Below are 16,103 nucleotides of genomic sequence, written 5' to 3'. Positions count from 1 at the left end.
GGAGCCCTTAAGACAATGAACAAATCGCTCGCCCTTGCCTTGGGTGCCCTCATGGTCGCCAGCCCCGCGCTGGCCCAGGAAGAGCCCGTGCTCAACGTTTATAACTGGTCTGACTATATCGCCGAGGACACCATCGCCAATTTCGAGGCGCAGACCGGCATCAAGGTCAATTACGACGTTTATGACACCAACGAGATCGTCGACGCCAAGCTGCTGGCCGGCTCCTCGGGCTATGACATCGTCGTGCCATCGGGCAATTTCCTGGAGCGCCAGATCCAGGCCGGCCTGATCCTTGAACTCGACAAATCCAAGCTCACCAATCTCGGCAATCTCGATCCCGCCGTCATGGCTACCGCCGCCGAGCAGGATCCGGACAACGCCCATGGCGTGCCCTACATGATCAACACGATCGGCTTTGGCTACAATGTCGCCAAGGTCACCGAAATCCTGGGCGCCGATGCCCCGCTCGACAGCTGGGACCTCCTCTTCAAGCCCGAATATGCCGAAAAGCTCGCGTCCTGCGGCATCAGCCTGCTCGACAGCCCATCCGAAGTGGTCGGCATTGCGCTCCACTATCTGGGCCTTGATCCCAATTCGGAAAGCGAAGAGGACCTCGCCAAGGCCGAGGAACTGCTGACCTCGATCAAGCCACACATCCGCTACTTCAACTCGTCGCAGTACATTGACGATCTGGGCAATGGCGAAATCTGCCTGGCGCTGGGCTATTCCGGTGACATCTTCATCGCTGCCGACGCGGCTGCCGCCGCCAATGCGGGCGTTGAAGTGCAATACGTCATCCCCAAGGAAGGCGCTGCGACCCTGTTCGACTTCCTCGCCATTCCCGTTGATGCACCGCACCCCGACAATGCGCACAAGTTCATCAACTACATCCTTGAGCCACAGGTCGTCGCTGCGATCACCAACTACGTGTTCTACGCCAACCCCAATCTGCCAGCGACCGAGTTTGTGAACGAGGAAGTCAAGGGCAATCCGGGCATCTACCCACCGGCCGAGACCATCGCCAAAGCCTTTGTGATGAATGCTCACACCCCGGACTACGAAGAGGTCTTGACCCGCACCTGGACCCGCATCAAAACGGGCCAGTAACAAAACCAGGGGGGCGGCTTTCGGGCCGTCCCTCAGTCTTTGGCCCACCAGCAGCCCTCATGGTGAGCCTGTCGAACCCCGAGGGCATGGCACCATCCAGTCACGACCTCGTCCTCCGACGGGCTCAGGATGAGGTCTATGGATAGAATTGCTAGGGACTGACATGGCCAAGAAGCCCCAGATCGCAGCCGACACCCGCCCTTGGCGCGATCCCGACGCCAAGCCCTTTGTCCGCATCAAGAACGTCACCAAGAAATTTGGTGACGTTTATGCCGTTTCCGATGTGTCGCTCGACATCTTCAAGTCCGAGCTGTTCTGCCTTCTGGGCGGCTCGGGCTCGGGCAAATCGACCTTGCTGCGCATGCTGGCCGGCTTCGAACAACCCACATCGGGCACGATCGAGATCGACGGCGTCGATATGACGGACGTGGCCCCCTACAACCGCCCCGTCAACATGATGTTCCAGAGCTATGCCTTGTTCCCCCACATGAATGTGGAACAGAACATCGCCTATGGCCTCAAACGCGATCACCTTCCCAAGGACGAGATCCACCGGCGCGTCGAGGAACTGCTCGCCCTCGTCAAGCTGCAGGACTACGGCAAGCGCAAGCCGCACCAGCTCTCGGGCGGCCAGCGCCAGCGCGTGGCCCTGGCCCGCGCCCTCGCCAAACGCCCAAAGCTCTTGCTGCTCGATGAACCCCTGGGCGCGCTCGACAAGAAGCTGCGCGAGGAAACCCAGTTCGAACTGGTCAAGATCCAGGAAACCCTGGGCGTCACCTTCATCGTGGTGACGCACGACCAGGAAGAAGCCATGTCGCTGGCCACCCGCATCGGGGTGATGAACTATGGCGAGATCGCCATGATCGGCGAGCCCACTGACATCTATGAATTCCCCAATTCGAAATTCGTCGCCGGCTTCATCGGCTCGGTCAACATGGTGGAAGGCATCGTCATCGAGGACGAGCCGGACCATGTCCGCATCCGCTCAGCCGAGCTGGGCTGCGATATCTTTGTCGGCCACGGCGTCGATTGCGCCCCCGACCAGATCCTGTGGTGGGCCATTCGTCCCGAAAAGATCATGCTCAGCCGCGACAAGCCCGAAAACGCGCAAGACGCCAATGTCACGCAAGGGATTGTCGAGGAAATCGGCTATCTCGGCGACATGAGCGTCTACCAAATCCGTCTCGAAAGCGGCAAGCACATCCGTGTCACCCAGACCAACACGGTCCGCGGCAATCCCGACGCCATCACCTGGGACGAACAGGTCTATCTCAGCTGGGGCGACAGCGCCGGATCGGTGTTGACGGTATGATGGGCGCCAAGCTCGTTTGCCCTCATGGTGAGCCTGTCGAACCACGAGGGCCTGTCACCCATCGTGCCACGACCTCGTCCTTCGACATGTTCAGGATGAGGTCTACTTCTGCGGGGATGCCCCATGTCCAGCTATGACACCGAATCCCCGGCTCCGCGCCGCCGCCGCCCCTGGACGGCGGTTGAGCGCGCCTTGGCCGCGATCGGCCTTTCCGGCAAGGCGTTGGTGATTGCTGCGCCCGCCATCTGGCTCACCGTCTTTTTCCTGATCCCCCTATTGGTCGTCTTCGGCATTTCGCTGACGGTCAAGCAGTTCGGCCGTCCGCCCTATACCCCGCTCCTCACCAATGAAGACGGCACGGTGCAACTCACCCTGCACCTCAACAATTACATCCGCCTCTTCACCGACGGGCTCTACGTCTCGGCCTATGTCTCCTCCATCCGCATCGCGCTGATCTCCACCATCATCACGCTGTGCATCGGCTATCCCATGGCCTATGCCATTGCGCGCGCGCCCGACCAGTGGCGCAATGTCCTGCTGATGCTCGTGATCCTGCCGTTCTGGACCTCGTTTCTCCTGCGCGTTTATGCGCTGACCGGCTTCATGCGCGGCAATGGTGTCATCAACCAGTTCCTGGGGCTATTCGGCATCGAGCCGCTGGTGATGATGCAGACCGATTTTGCCGTCTATGTCGGCATAATCTATTCCTATCTGCCCTTCATGATCCTGCCGCTTTACACCAATCTGGTGAAGCTCGACAGCGTGCTGCTGGAAGCCTCCGCAGATCTGGGCGCCAAGCCCCTGCGCACCTTCCTCACCATCACCCTGCCCCTGTCCATGCCCGGCATCATCGCCGGCTCCATGCTGGTGTTCATCCCCGCGATCGGCGAATTCGTCATCCCCTCGCTCCTAGGCGGCCCATCCACGCTGATGATCGGCCGTGTCCTTTGGGACGAGTTCTTTGGCAACACCAATTGGCCGCGCGCCTCCGCTGTGGCAGTGGCCATGCTGATTGTTGTCGTCATCCCCATCATGCTCCTCCAAAAGGCGCAGGATGCGGTGCAGGATCGCGAAAGGACCAAATAGATGCGGCGCGGCTGGTTTATTCCCATCGCAGCAAGCCTGGGCTTTGCATTCCTTTATGCGCCCATCATTTCGCTCGTCGTGTTTTCGTTCAACGAAAGCAATCTCGTCACCGTCTGGTCGGGCTTTTCCACCAAATGGTACGGCGCGCTCCTGGCCGATCGGCAATTGCTGGACGCGGCCTGGCGCAGTGCTCAGGTCGCTTTTGCCGCTGCCTGCATTGCCCTGGTGCTGGGCACGCTCTGCGCCGTGGCCCTCGTCCGCTTCCGCAAGTTCCGCGGCCGCACCGTTCTTGCCGGCACAGCCTCCGCCCCCCTCGTCATGCCCGACGTGATCACGGGGCTGGCACTGCTCCTGCTGTTCGTGGCCATGGAAGCAACGCTGGGCTGGCCCGCAGGGCGCGGCCTTCTCACCATCATAATTGCCCATTCCACCTTCTGCACCGCCTATGTGGTCGTGGTGGTTCAGTCGCGCCTTTCCGATCTTGACCTCAGCCTTGAGGAAGCCGCCATGGATCTGGGCGCCTCCCCGATCCGCGTCTTTTTCGACATAACCCTGCCCATCATCGCCCCGGCACTGGTCTCGGGCTGGCTTCTCGCCTTCACCCTCTCGCTTGATGACCTCGTGATCGCAAGCTTTGTGTCCGGCCCCGGCTCATCCACGCTCCCCATGGTGATCTTCTCCAAGGTGCGCCTGGGCGTGTCGCCGGACGTCAATGCTCTGGCCACCATCATCATCGGCATTGTCGCTCTGGGCGTTCTGGGCGCCACCCTGTTCCAGCTGCGCTCGCGCCCTAGGAAGATGCGGGCCTGAGCCATTTCAAGGCCTTGGATCTGCAAAAATGTGTGACTGGACACGGGGGAAAAACGGGGGCACTCTCCCTTCATGTTCAACAAATGCAAAGGAGGTGATCCAGTGTCTCATGAGATTACGGTTCTCGTAGAAGGTCTTGGATTTGAAGTGCTGGCTATGGGGATGCCCGTCTAGCACACCTCCAAAGGCCTCGAGGCCTAAGACTCAAGAGAAGGGCTGCTCCGCAAGGGGCAGCCCTTTTTGTCTGGGCTTGACGAACAGCGCCAAGCCATTGAAAACCGCTCCGACCTTCCCTGGAGTGTGCGATGTCCCCGGCCAATTTCGTTTTGACCCTTTCCTGCGCCGACCGCCCCGGCATCGTCGCCGCCGTCACCACGGAACTAGCTGCGCTCAGCGCCAATATCGCTGAGTCCAACCAGTTCTGGGACCGCGAAACCGGCCGTTTCTTCATGCGTCTGGCCTTCACCGCCCCCGAGGGCGTCGACCGCGACACGATTGAGCGTGCGCTCAAATCCCCCATCGAGCGCTTCTCCATGAAAACCAATCTGGTGGACGAAGCACGCAAGAAGCGCATCGTCATCATGGTCTCCAAGTTCGACCACACGCTGCGCCACCTGCTTTACCAAATCCAGGTGGGCTGGCTTGACGCAGAAGTTGCCGCGATCATTTCCAACCATGACACCACCCGCAAGCTCGCCGAAGCCGAGGGCATCCCCTTCCACCTGCTGCCCGTCACGCCTGAAACGAAGGCCGCACAGGAAGAACAGGTCCTCTCGCTGGTCAAGAGCACCGGCGCCGATCTCGTGGTTCTGGCGCGCTACATGCAGGTGCTGTCCGACAATCTTTCCACCCGCCTCTTCGGGCAGGTGATCAACATCCACCACTCATTCTTGCCCAGCTTCAAGGGCGCCAAGCCCTACCACCAGGCCCATGAGCGCGGCGTCAAGATCATCGGCGCCACCGCCCATTACGTGACCCCCGACCTGGACGAAGGCCCGATCATCGAGCAGGAAACCGCCCGCGTCACCCATGCCCTCAGCCCCGACGATCTCGTCGCCGCCGGCCGCGACATCGAATCGCGCGTCCTCGCCCGCGCCGTCAAGCTGCACCTGGAAAGCCGCGTCATGCTGAACGGCAAAAAGACCGTGGTGTTTGGCTAACTGACAAGATCTCTCCCCATCCCCGATGTCACCCCGGCCTTGAGCCGGGGCCCGTCCTGAGATGGGAACAGGACTGGATGGTATCAGCCGGGCACCAATCACCTTGCGGCTGCGGAAACATCTCGAGATGGATCCGGTCTCAGGGCCGGGACGACCCCCGCAGTGTTGAAGCTATTGTTCCCTCACGCACTGCGCGGTCCCTCCCCCTCCCAGGGGGAGGCTAGGTGGGCCCCCCTAGACCGGCAAATCCTCCAGCCGCAACGAGTCGGCCAGCGTCGTCTGGTCCAGCACCGCACGCGTTGCCAGCGTCACGCGCTCGAACACATGCCGGATCTCGCAGGATTCCTCGTCCCGGCAATCCTCGCATTTACGGTACGCGATCTTGGAAAGGCACGGCAGCGGCGCAATGGGCCCATCGATCAGCCGCAGCACTTCCCCGAACATGATCTGCTCGGGCGGCCGCAATAGCTCATAGCCCCCCGCCCGTCCCCGCCGGCTCGCGACAAACCCGGCTCGCTTGAGCTCAAGCAGGATCTGCTCCAGGAACTTCTTGGGAATTGATTGCTGCTTGGAGATTTCCCCGATCATCATGGTCTCGCCCCGCCCAGCACGGGCGAGGGACACCAGGGCACGCAGGGCATATTTGGCTTTTTGCGAAATCATTGTCTTGGCATGGTCCGGTGCGGCACGGCGCTAGCTCCTGGGTTCCGGCACAACAGGGGGAACATCGTTTTCCCGCTCTTCGCCCTCGGCAGACGCTGCCGGTGGAGCATCGTCAACGGCCTCCACAACCGCCTCTACCTCCTGCCCCTCCTCCGCTGCTGGCGACACCAGATCGGCCATGTCATGCGCCAGCACGGGCGTCGGCTCCACGAACACCGGGCCGCCAGCACTCACGGGCATGACCGGCACCACGATCTCTTCAACGGGAACTGCCGGCTCATCCGCCTCGACCGACTCAGCCTCTTCAGCCAACTTGGGCTCGGGGCTTTCAGCCGCAATCGCCTCCGGCTCTGACGCCACTTCAACCGGCACCAACTCGGCTTCCGGAACTTGGGGCGCTGCGACCGCCAGATCGGCATCAGGCGCGAAATCCTCCGGCTCCAGCGTATCGAGCCCTGGGATATCAGCAGCCAGCACCGCCTCGACATTACTTGGAGCATCTGCCGCTCCGTCCGCCGGCGCCTCAGGCTGCGCCTCCACAGGCTCAGCCTGGGCGGCAATTACCGGCGCAACAGCACCAGCAGCCTGCATAACATCATCGCGCACCGGCTGCTGCGTCGCCGCGGCCGCGGCAACCGCCTCGGCGGCTCGCCGGTCGCTCCGGCCATCCAGCAGCGCCAGCATGCCCAGCCCGATCTCGCGCTCGCCCATGATCACCTCATCGGCGCCAAAGCCGCGCAGATGGGCTTCCTCCTCGTCCGAATGCGCCCGCGCAATGATGCGGATTTCAGGATTGAGCTTGCGCCCAGCCTCGCACACGGAACCGGCCTCATAGCCGTTGGGAATGGCAATCAGCAGGCATCGCGCTGCTGGAAGATTGGCCAGCCGCAGCACATCGCCACTTGCAGCATTGCCCACCACAACTTCAATGCCCGTTTGCCGCGCCGCAGCCACCGAATGATCGGAATCCTCGATGACCACCAGCGGCGCCCCCGCCTGGAGCATGCCTTCGCTTACAACGCGCCCCACTCGCCCATAGCCCACAAGCACGGTATGGCCCGTCTGTTGCGTCGGCTCGGGTACATCGTCATCCGCGCCCGCAGCGCCGCTGTCGATCGCCGCGGCAGTGGGTGCGTCGGTGGTGAGCGGCCCGCTCGCCGCGGCCGGCGCCTCACCCGGCTCGATCCGCACCACCCCATCGCGCTCCATCTGATGGGCTCGGAACCGGGCCGCCCGCGCCTCCACCATTGGCCGCGCCAGATCGGCCGCCCAGAACACCAGGGGATTAAGAATAATGGTGATCAGCGCACCGGCCAGAACAAGGTTCTGCCCCTCGGGCGGCAAAATGGCGAGCGATACGCCAAGGCTTGCCAGGATGAAGGAGAATTCGCCGATCTGCGCGAGGGACGCCGAAATCGTCAAAGCCGTCGCCACCGGACGCTTGAACAGCACCACTATGGCAAAGGCCGCAGCCGACTTGCCGATGATGATGATGAAAACCGTGCCCAGCACGGGGAGGGGGTTGGTGAGGATGATGCTGGGATCAAACAGCATGCCCACCGACACGAAAAACAGCACGGAAAAAGCGTCGCGCAGCGGCAGGGTCTCCTGCGCGGCACGGTGGCTGAGTTCGCTTTCCGACAGGATCATGCCGGCAAAAAACGCCCCCAGCGCCAGCGACACGCCAAACAGCACCGCCGAGCCCAGCGCAACGCCCAACGCTATCGCCAGAACCGCCAGCCGGAACAGCTCCCGGCTGCCCGTATGAGCCGTCAAATGCAGCGTCCAGGGAATGGCACGGCGCCCCACCACCAGCATAAAGCCAACAAACGCCGCAAGCTTGACCAGGGTCAGCGCCAGAACGCCCCAGATCCCCACGTCACTGCCCAGGATGCGTTCCACAAACGAAACGAAGGGATCATGGATCTGCGCTTCGCCTGCACCCAGCCCTGCAAAGGCCGGGATCAGAACCAGCGCCAGCACCATGGCGATGTCTTCCACGATCAGCCAGCCGACGGCGATCCGCCCCCGCTCTGTCTCGATCAGCCGCCGATCCTGCAGCGCCTTGAGAAGCACCACGGTGGAAGCAACGGACAGCGCAAGGCCGAAGATGATGCCAGCGCCCAGGCTCCAGCCCATAAGGAGCGCCAGCCCCAAACCCAAAAGGGTCGCCAGCGCAATCTGGGCAATGGCGCCGGGAATGGCGAGCGAGCGCACGCTCATCAGATCCTTGAGCGAAAAATGCAGCCCCACCCCGAACATGAGGAGGATCACGCCGATTTCCGCCAGCTCCAGCCCCAGCGCCTGGTCGGCGATAAAGCCCGGTGTATAGGGCCCCACCAGCACCCCAGCCACCAGATAGCCTACAAGCGGGGGCATCTTGAACCGGTTGGCCACCATCCCCAGGATATAAGCCAGCACCAGACCCGCGACGATCGTTGAGATCAGGGGTGTGTCGTGGTGCATTTTGCCTCCTGCAAATACGGGCAGATGTAAGGGGGAAATCTCGACTACCAAGATGCGGTATGCTGAGATTACGCGCAAGCGTTGTGGTGGGCGAAAACGTCAGCAAAATGGCCAACTTGGCACCAGTTGGCGAGCCACGGTAAAACCTAAAGCCCTCGTCGGGATATGGCTGGCCGGTCATGCAAGACGCGCGATTGTGCAGTCGGGGCTATGAACTACCCGCGCCGTGAGCGCCGCCAATGCAAGAACCACATCAGCGCCAAACCGCAGGAGCCCTCATGGTAAGCCCGTTGAACCACAGGCCGGGCGAACGGCGTTCCCGTCCCCCTCACCATGAAGGCGCCCGGGCGCTCACCCCATCCCATCCTGCAAGGAGCGCACCTGCTCCACCACAACTTCCACGTCCATTCCAAGGAAATCATTCCACCCGCCGATAAACGTGCCCGCGATCGGGATTGCCTGCTGCGGCTCCCGCGCCACGCCCACCCGGATCAGATCGCGCGTGCCGATGATCCCGTTGGTTGGATCGAACTCCACCCATCCCGCGCCCGGCAGGTAGACCTGGCACCAGGCATGGGTTGCCCCACCCCCCTTGTGCTCTCCGTCGCGTGCCGGGGAATAAAGATATCCCGTGACAAACCGCGCGGCCAAGCCGAGCGAGCGCACCGCCTCCATCATCAAGAGCGCAAAGTCACGGCACGTGCCCTGCCGCGTTTCCAGCGTTCGCAGCGGGCGCTGCGTGCCCGGTTCCGTCCGGCGAGAATAGCGAAAGCTTTCCTTGATGCCAAAGGTAATATTGGCCAGCAAATGCCCCGTATCGGTCGTGCCCCGGGGGTCCAAAAACCGCCGCGCCCAGTGCTCGACCTCCCAATCTTCGGGAAACTGCCGGCGCAGCGTGGGGGCGAGATCAATGGCATCCACATCGCCATAATCGAACGGAAAACTCTTGGCCCGGTTCTCGATCTCGAAATTGGGCGCCAGGTCCGGTGTATGGTCCAGCACCATGCTGGCAACAATGCGCAGCTCCTCGGCCCCTTCGGCGAACTCGGCTATGGCAATGCCATTGCCGAACACATCATGGATCCAGCGCACGGAAGCCGGTCGCGGCGAAATGGACAGCGAAAAGCTTTCAAGCGTCTGCTCCATGCTGTCGCGCGGGCGCAGCAGCATCCGGTGCTCGCCAAATTTTACCGGGCGCGCATAGCGATAAACCGTCTCGTGGTGAACCGAAAGCAGGGTCAAGAAACAACCGTGATCTTGTCAGCGGCGCGGGTAATGCCGGTATAAAGCCAGCGCGCCCGCTCTTCGCGAAACACAAAGCTCTCGTCAAAAAGATAAACGCTGTCCCATTGCGAGCCTTGCGCCTTATGGACGGTCAGGCAATAGCCAAAGGTGAACTCGTCGAACTGCCGCCGCTCGGGCCAGCCCATGGCATCCTCCTCGCCCGAAAAGAAGGCCTTGTGGGTGAGCACCTTGGCTTCCCCCTTGCCCTCATCGGCACCCAGCAACAAGCTCCACTTGCCGTTCTGGCGCCGTGTGGCCTCCGTCACGATCCAGATCTGCCCGTTCAGCAGCTTCTTGCGCGGGTTGTTCCTGAGGCACACCATGCGATCGCCGACCACCGGCTCATGGAACGGCAAGCCCTTGAGCTCGCGCAGTCGGTCATTGTACTGCAGCCGCGTCTTGTTGCGCCCCACCAGCACCTGGTCGGCGTCGAGCACCGCATTGCGATCCACCTGCTCGCGGCCCACCACTATGGATTCCCCATAGCTCCCCCGCTCGAGGAACCCGCCCTCGCGCACCTGCATGGAGAGGTGGATGATCGGATTGTCCGCCGCCTGCCGATGGATTTCGGTCAGCATCACATCGGGCTCGTCGGCCGTGAAAAACCCCGCTCCCTGAACCGGCGGCAGCTGAAACGGATCGCCCAGCACCAGCACCTTGACGCCAAAGGACAGGAGGTCCTTGCCCAATTGCTCGTCCACCATCGACACCTCATCGATCACGATGAGATCGGCGTCGGCGGCCGGGGATTCATCATCCAAGACAAAGCGCGGCTCGCCGTCCTTTTCGCTCACCAGCGTATAGATCAGCGAATGGATGGTCTGGGCGCCCTTGCAACCGCGCTTGCGCATGACGAGCGCTGCCTTGCCGGTGAAGGCTGCGTACTTCACCGAGCGGACGTCCTGCGCCAGATGCACGGCCAGTGTCGACTTGCCGGTGCCCGCCCAGCCAAACAGGCGAAACACCTGCGGACCGTTCTTGTCCTTGAGCCAGGCGGAAACCGCCTTGAGCGCCGCATCCTGCTGGGGAGACCAGGCGGGCATTAAGCGATCATCGTCCGCACGGTGCCCACACCCTCGATCGTGCCTTCCAGCACATCCCCGCGCACCACGGCGCCAACGCCTGAGGGCGTACCCGTCATGATGAGATCGCCCGCCCGCAACTGGACAAAGCCGCTAAGGTAGGAGATTGCCTCTGCCACGCTCCAGATCTGCTCGGAGAGATCGCCACGCTGGCGCACCTCCCCATTGACGCTGAGCGTGATCGCGCCCTTGTCCGGATGTCCAATCGCGTCGGCTGGCTCGATCGTCCCAATCGGCGCAGAATAGTCGAAGGCCTTGGCCATTTCCCAAGGCCGCCCGGCCTTTTTCGCGACGGCCTGCAGATTGCGCCGCGTCATGTCGAGCCCGGCCGCGTAGCCATAGACGTGGGTCAACGCATCGGCGACGGCAATGTCGCGCCCGTCCTTGCCTATGGCCACCACCAGCTCGATCTCATGGTGCAGATCCGCCGTCTGCGGCGGATAGGGCACCGAAGCGCCTCCCACCACCACAGCATCAGCCGGCTTGCTGAAAAAGAACGGCGGCTCGCGCTCGTCATTGCCCATCTCGCGGATGTGCTCGACGTAGTTTCGCCCCACGCAATAGACGCGCCGCACGGCAAAGAGCCCACCGCGCGCAATCGGCACGGTCACCGGCGCATGCGGCTCAAACAAAAAATCAGCCACGCTTGAAGTCCTCTGCGTAAGGTCCGATCAGGTCGAGATCGATTTTGCCCAGGCGATCCTGGGCGGTAAACGACTGGTGCCAATAGGGATAGAGCAGCGGCGGCTGGCTTGCCGCATCGAGTTGCGCCCGCTCCTCGGCCGTGAGCTTGAGCTCGGCGGCAAGCAGATTATCCCGGAACTGTTCGTCCGAGCGCCCTCCAATGATGACCGATGTCACGCCCGGCCGGCCCAGGAGCCACGCCAGCGCCACCTGCGCGCCCGAAACGCCCCGCGCATCGGCCACGGCCACAATGGCATCGATAATGTCATAGAGCTTTTCCCAATCATAAACCGGCGGCTCGCGGAACCCGCCCACATGCCGGCCTGATTTCGGCCCGCCATCCCGGCGGTACTTGCCCGAAAGCAAGCCCCCGGCGAGCGGCGACCACACCAGCACGCCCAGCCCCTGGTCCTGCGTGATCGGGATCAGCTCATATTCGGCTTCGCGCGAATGGAGCGTGTAATGGATCTGCTGCGAAACAAAGCGCTCGCCCTTGCGCTCGCCGGCCGCGGCCAGCGCCTTCATGATGTGCCAGCCCGAATAATTGGAACAGCCGATATAGCGGACATGGCCATGGCGCACGAGCGTATCGAGCGCTTCCATGGTCTCCTCGATGGGCGTCATGCCGTCCCATTCATGCACCTGATAAAGGTCGATATGGTCGGTCTTGAGCCGCTTGAGGCTTGCCTTGCACTGCTCGATGATATGGTGGCGCGACAAGCCCACCTGGTTGGGCCCCTCACCCATGCGAAAGCGCACCTTGGTCGCTAGGAGCGTCCGCTCGCGCCGCCCGTTCTCGCTCAGCGCCACCCCAATCATTTCCTCGGAAACACCGGCATTATAAACATTGGCCGTGTCGAGGAGGTTGATCCCGGCATCGAGGCACATGTCGATCTGGCGCGTCGCATCGTCCTGCGCCGTATTGCCGATGCGCTCCGACCCGCCAAAGGTCATCGTGCCCATGGTCAGCGTCGAAACCTTCAACCCCGAACGGCCCAGATAACGATATTCCATCGGCATTCCTCCTTTGTTCTGGCGCTCTAGCGCTAAAGCGCATTGGGAGTCGGGTCAATCGGGCAGACGCAGTTCATGAACACAGTGTCGCTGCCCCCCACCAATCGTCACCCTCGGGCTCGACCCGAGGGCTCTATACTTGCCTATCAACGCGCGAGTGTAGACCCCTTGGGTCAGGCCCAAGGGTGACGACCCGACATGTGACGCCCGATGACGCCCGCCCATAACCCTGCTAAGCACGCCCATCCCAGCGAAAGCCTCCCCGTGCGCACCCCGTCCGTTCCCCTGTCCGTTTCACTCATCACTTTGGGCATGATCTTCACCCAGACCGGCGCGTCTTTTGCCAAGGGACTTTTCCCCCATGTCGGCGCCGCCGGCGCGACCACGCTGCGCCTGACGCTCGCCGCCCTTGTGCTCCTGCTCATCTTCCGTCCCTGGCGCCAAAAGCTCGATCCGGCCCAATGGCGCGCAGTCCTGCTGTATGGCGCGACCATGGGCGCCATGAACCTCTTTTTCTACGCTGCCCTGTCGAGCATCCCCTTGGGCATCGCCGTTGCCCTTGAATTCACCGGCCCCCTTGCCGTCGCCCTGGCCGGCTCGCGCAAACCGCTCGATTTCTTCTGGGTTGCCATGGCGGTTCTCGGCTTTGCCGCCCTCCTGCCCCTGGGCGAAAGCTCCGAACATTTCAGCATGGTGGGCGTGCTTCTTGCCCTGGCCGCAGGCGGCTGCTGGGCCGGCTATATCATCTTTGGCCAGCGCGCCGGCACAGGCGGTGGCCCGCACATCACGGCCCTAGGCGTTTCCATCGCCGCCATCATTGCCCTGCCCTTTGGCATCACGACGGCCGGCACCACGCTGCTCGACCCCGCCATCCTCCCGATCGCCTTGGGCGTTGCGCTCCTGTCCAGCGCCATTCCCTATGCGCTCGATATGGTCGCCCTGCCCCACATCCCCTCGCGCCTTTTCGGCATCCTGATGAGCGGCCAACCAGCCCTGGCAGCCCTCATGGGTCTTCTTGTCCTGGGCGAAACGCTCAGCCTCTGGCAAATAGCCGGTATTGCCGCCATCATCGTGGCGTCCCTGGGCGCTACGGTGACCATCGCGCGCAACACGCCACCCCCGGTGGGTTGACGAAGCGCCCCATTTTCCCCTTCCGCCGCTGTCTGTTTCGGGCATAGTCGCTCGTCATCACAACGACGAGGGATCACGATGCGATATGCCATCCTCTGCTACAACGATGAGAACGCTGTTTCCGCCTGGACCAAGGAAGAAGACGACGCCTGCATGGCGCGCCTCGAAAAGGTCCAGGACACCATGCGCGTCCAGAACAAGCTCGGGCCCGTCGCGCGCCTGCTGCCCACCACATCGGCCACCACCTTGCGAAAAGGCTCGGGCGAACCGCTGATCATCGACGGACCCTTTGCCGAAACCAAGGAACAGTTCCTCGGGTTCTACATCGTCGACTGCGATAGCCTCGAGGAAGCCATCCAGTTCGCCAAGGACCTCGCTGTCGCCAATCCGGGGCTCGGCTCCTATGAGATCCGCCCCGTCGGCTACTACAACACCAACGAGGTGGACGGATGACCGACAATGCCTGGATCGCTGCTGCCCTCCAATCGGCACGGCCCCGGGCGCTGAGCGCATTGCTGCGCTATTTCCGCAATCTCGATCTGGCCGAAGAAGCGTTCCAGGAGGCGTGCCTGCGGGCGGTGCGCACCTGGCCGCTCAAGGGGCCGCCGCGCGACCCGACGGCATGGCTCATCTTTGTGGGCCGCAATTCGGGTGTCGACTCGCTGCGCAAGCGGAGCCGCAACGTTCCCCTGCCGCCCGAAGAACAGCTGTCGGACACCGAGGACACCGAAACCAGCCTCGCCGAGCGCCTCGATGGCGCGCACTACCGCGACGACATCCTGCGGCTCCTGTTCACCTGCTGCCATCCCGACTTGCCCGCCAATGCGCAGATCGCCCTGGCCCTGCGCATCGTGGCGGGCGTGCCGCTCAAGCAACTGGCCCGGGCGTTCCTTGTAAGCGAAGCGGCCATGGAGCAAAGGCTCACCCGCGCAAAGCGCGTCATTGCCGATGGCAACGTCGCCTTTGATCCGCCCGATAGGCAGACGCGGCTCGAGCGTCTGGGCAATGTCGCCGTCATGCTTTACCTCCTCTTCAACGAAGGCTATTCCCGCGGCCATTCCGACCCCGGCGCCGCCCAAATGTGCGACGAAGCCATTCGCCTGTGCCGCCTGCTCTTGCGCCTCTTTCCCAGCGAACCCGAAATCATGGGCCTTTGTGCGCTGATGCTCCTCCAGCACGCCCGCAACCGCGCCCGCATCGATAATTCAGGTCAATTGGTGCTGCTGGAAGATCAGGACCGCGAACTCTGGGATGCCGGCATGATCGCCGAAGGCCGTGCGCTCGTCGAAAAGGCCCTGCGCCACCGCGAGCCCGGCATCTACCAGGTGCAGGCCGCCATATCAGCCCAGCACGCCCGGGCATCGAGCGCCGCCGAAACAGACTGGTGGAGCATCGACCGCCTCTATCAGACGCTTGAAACGCTCCAGCCATCGCCCGTCGTTACGCTCAACCGCGCCGTCGCCGTGGGCAAAACTCGAGGACCCGCCGCGGCCCTTACCCTGATCGAGCCGCTGTCCGATCGGCTCTACACCTATTTCTATTTCCATGGCGTGCGTGGGGGCCTGCTGACGCAGCTCGGCCGGATCGATGAGGCGCGCGAAGCCTTCTGCCGCGCCATGGCTCTGGCCGGCACTCCGGCGGAAGCCGCCCATATCCGCAGCCACATTGACCGGCTGGGCAAGCCCACGCCCCCATCGCCTCTCCTGGCGCTGAAATAAATCAAAAGGAGGCTGTCGAACGCCGCCATTTGGCTTCGTCATAGGGGCATGGAACAAGCATTGGAGGACCCAAACATGAGTCAATTCCGCCCTAAGACCGGCGTGACGCCCTATATTTATGTCGATGGCGCTCGCAAGGCGATCGACTTCTACGTGCAAGCCCTGGGCGCCATCGAGCGCGAAGCCTTGCCGGCCCAGGACAGCGGCCGGCTCATGCACGCCCAGATCGACATCAACGGCACTCCAATGTTCCTTTGTGACTTCTTCCCCGACCACGGCCATTCTCCGGTCGCCCCGCAAGGGTTCAACCTCCACATCCATGTCGACGATGCCCAGATGTGGTGGGACCGCGCCATCGCCGCAGGCTGCACAATTACCTCCCCGCTCAAGACAGAATTCTGGGGCGACATCTACGGCCAGTTCAAGGACCCCTTCGGCATCACCTGGGCCATCGGCCAGTCCGTTCAGCAGGACGGCGCAGGGAGTTAACCCTCCTCAGACCGTCCCGAAGCCGTCATTGCCCGGCTCGTCCGGGCAATCCATTCTACCTCAGGCAGAAATGGACCACCCGGACAAGCCGGGTAAT

At 62.7% G+C, this 16,103-nt stretch carries 14 protein-coding genes and 1 pseudogene; 9 read left to right on the top strand and 6 right to left on the bottom strand.

From position 1 onward, the window contains the following. Window positions 1-15 precede the first annotated feature (15 nt). From DDE77_RS14240 to purU, 5 genes are all read left to right on the top strand, one after another. Window positions 16-1,107: a polyamine ABC transporter substrate-binding protein gene (locus tag DDE77_RS14240; protein ID WP_108398151.1), complete on the top strand. Its 1,092-nt coding sequence runs from the start codon at window positions 16-18 to the stop codon at window positions 1,105-1,107. A 163-nt stretch (window positions 1,108-1,270) separates the two neighbouring features. After that, entirely contained in the window at window positions 1,271-2,419 is a 1,149-nt protein-coding gene (locus DDE77_RS14235; protein WP_108398150.1) for an ABC transporter ATP-binding protein, read from the top strand. Window positions 2,420-2,542: 123 nt separating this feature from the next. Beyond that, window positions 2,543-3,505: an ABC transporter permease subunit gene (locus DDE77_RS14230; protein ID WP_108398149.1), complete on the top strand. Its 963-nt coding sequence runs from the start codon at window positions 2,543-2,545 to the stop codon at window positions 3,503-3,505. Further along, entirely contained in the window at window positions 3,506-4,315 is an 810-nt protein-coding gene (locus DDE77_RS14225) for an ABC transporter permease subunit (RefSeq protein ID WP_108398148.1), read from the top strand. 305 nt (window positions 4,316-4,620) lie between these two features. Further along, a complete protein-coding gene (purU, locus tag DDE77_RS14220) occupies window positions 4,621-5,475 on the top strand; it encodes a formyltetrahydrofolate deformylase (protein ID WP_108398147.1) in 855 nt (284 codons plus the stop codon). 234 nt (window positions 5,476-5,709) lie between these two features. Here the strand turns inward: purU and DDE77_RS14215 are convergent, their stop codons facing one another. The 6 genes and pseudogenes from DDE77_RS14215 to DDE77_RS14190 form a co-directional block, all read right to left on the bottom strand. Then, complete coding sequence (locus DDE77_RS14215) at window positions 5,710-6,138, bottom strand: RrF2 family transcriptional regulator (protein ID WP_108398146.1); 429 nt, start codon at window positions 6,136-6,138, stop codon at window positions 5,710-5,712. Window positions 6,139-6,816: 678 nt separating this feature from the next. After that, window positions 6,817-8,604, bottom strand: a pseudogene (locus DDE77_RS14210) (cation:proton antiporter domain-containing protein); the annotation flags it as partial. Between the two features lie 351 nt (window positions 8,605-8,955). Then, window positions 8,956-9,846 carry a transglutaminase family protein gene (locus DDE77_RS14205; RefSeq protein WP_108398144.1) on the bottom strand — a complete coding sequence of 297 codons (891 nt, stop codon included), beginning with the start codon at window positions 9,844-9,846 and terminating at the stop codon, window positions 8,956-8,958. After that, window positions 9,843-10,931, bottom strand: coding sequence for an ATP-dependent DNA helicase (locus DDE77_RS14200; RefSeq protein WP_108398143.1), 1,089 nt, complete (start codon window positions 10,929-10,931; stop codon window positions 9,843-9,845). The genes DDE77_RS14205 and DDE77_RS14200 overlap by 4 nt, the downstream gene beginning before the upstream one ends. Next, window positions 10,931-11,614, bottom strand: a complete 684-nt coding sequence (locus DDE77_RS14195) for a fumarylacetoacetate hydrolase family protein (protein ID WP_108398142.1) — start codon at window positions 11,612-11,614, stop codon at window positions 10,931-10,933. Before DDE77_RS14195 ends, DDE77_RS14200 begins: the two co-directional genes overlap by 1 nt. Further along, entirely contained in the window at window positions 11,607-12,668 is a 1,062-nt protein-coding gene (locus DDE77_RS14190) for an aldo/keto reductase (protein ID WP_108398141.1), read from the bottom strand. The genes DDE77_RS14195 and DDE77_RS14190 overlap by 8 nt, the downstream gene beginning before the upstream one ends. A gap of 210 nt (window positions 12,669-12,878) precedes the next feature. Between DDE77_RS14190 and DDE77_RS14185 the strand changes: the two genes are divergently transcribed. From DDE77_RS14185 to DDE77_RS14170, 4 genes are all read left to right on the top strand, one after another. Continuing rightward, window positions 12,879-13,799 (top strand): EamA family transporter, encoded by a 921-nt coding sequence (locus tag DDE77_RS14185; protein ID WP_108398140.1) that lies wholly within the window; start codon window positions 12,879-12,881, stop codon window positions 13,797-13,799. A 78-nt stretch (window positions 13,800-13,877) separates the two neighbouring features. Next, window positions 13,878-14,252, top strand: coding sequence for a YciI family protein (locus DDE77_RS14180; RefSeq protein WP_108398139.1), 375 nt, complete (start codon window positions 13,878-13,880; stop codon window positions 14,250-14,252). Beyond that, window positions 14,249-15,517, top strand: coding sequence for an RNA polymerase sigma factor (locus DDE77_RS14175; protein WP_108398138.1), 1,269 nt, complete (start codon window positions 14,249-14,251; stop codon window positions 15,515-15,517). Before DDE77_RS14180 ends, DDE77_RS14175 begins: the two co-directional genes overlap by 4 nt. Window positions 15,518-15,592: 75 nt before the next feature. After that, window positions 15,593-16,006: a VOC family protein gene (locus DDE77_RS14170; RefSeq protein WP_245895273.1), complete on the top strand. Its 414-nt coding sequence runs from the start codon at window positions 15,593-15,595 to the stop codon at window positions 16,004-16,006. Window positions 16,007-16,103: the final 97 nt, after the last annotated feature.

Origin of the sequence: Devosia submarina (assembly GCF_003056345.1) — a bacterium.
GTDB lineage: Bacteria > Pseudomonadota > Alphaproteobacteria > Rhizobiales > Devosiaceae > Devosia > Devosia submarina.
This window is presented reverse-complemented; position numbering and strand designations above follow the sequence as displayed.